1 pseudogene is annotated in these 742 nt (G+C 66.4%); it reads left to right on the top strand.

What is annotated here, in order from left to right:
- A pseudogene (locus tag AB4Y72_RS19665) lies at positions 1–742 on the top strand (pyruvate dehydrogenase (acetyl-transferring), homodimeric type); the annotation flags it as partial.

The following is a 742-nucleotide window of genomic DNA, read 5'->3' on the forward strand; positions in this document are numbered from 1 at the left end:
GCACCCACTTCGAGGGCCGCAACGCGACCCACCAGATGAAGAAGCTCACGATGGCCGACCTCAAGGCCTTCCGCGACCACCTGCGCATCCCGATCACGGACGACCAGCTCGAGGCCGACCTTTACCGGCCGCCGTACTACCACCCCGGCATGGACTCCCCCGAGATCCAGTACCTCATGGGACGCCGCAAGGAACTCGGCGGTTTCGTCCCCGAGCGGCGCTCCAAGCACGTCGCGGTCACCCTCCCGGACGAGAAGGCCTACGAGGTCGCCAACCGCGGCTCCGGCAAGCAGCTGGCCGCCACCACCATGGCGTTTGTCCGTCTGCTCAAGGACCTCATGCGGGACAAGGAGTTCGGCAAGCGGATTGTGCCGATCATCCCCGATGAGGCCCGCACCTTCGGCATGGACGCGTTCTTCCCGACGGCGAAGATCTACAACCCGAACGGCCAGAACTACCTCTCCGTCGACCGCGAGCTCGTCCTGGCGTACAAGGAGTCCATCTCCGGCCAGATCGTGCACGCCGGCATCAACGAGGCCGGCTCCGTGGCAGCGTTCACCGCCGCCGGAACGTCCTATGCCACGCACGGCGAACCGCTCATCCCGGTCTACGTCTTCTACTCGATGTTCGGGTTCCAGCGCACCGGCGATTCCTTCTGGGCCGCCGCGGACCAGATGACCCGCGGGTTCATCATCGGCGCCACCGCCGGCCGCACCACCCTGACCGGTGAAGGCCTGCAGCA

The organism is Arthrobacter sp. YAF34 (assembly GCF_052113245.1).
GTDB lineage: Bacteria > Actinomycetota > Actinomycetes > Actinomycetales > Micrococcaceae > Arthrobacter.